Annotated in this window: 1 protein-coding gene; it reads left to right on the plus strand. The window is 41.7% G+C overall.

What is annotated here, in order from left to right:
• Positions 1-240: hypothetical protein (locus tag RAD10_RS42470; RefSeq protein ID WP_461622088.1), on the plus strand; the 240-nt coding region annotated here is incomplete at both ends.

The following is a 240-nucleotide window of genomic DNA, read 5'->3' on the forward strand; positions in this document are numbered from 1 at the left end:
GAAAAGAATCTGTGGCGGAAATGTGCCAATCTATTGAACAATGTCAGACGTGATCTTCGTCCTTGGAGTTTTGTTGACCCCACCAATCAGAAACGGGAAGCTGAAAAGTATGCACGTCATGCTTTGAAGGATACACATCTTCCCGACGACGTAAAGACTGCCTTGAAATCCGGCATGTCTGTTGAGTTTGGATTTACCTTTCCTGAAGAAAAAACAAAATTACCTATAAAATACCACGAT

It is taken from the genome of Bradyrhizobium sp. 23AC (assembly GCF_054863025.1).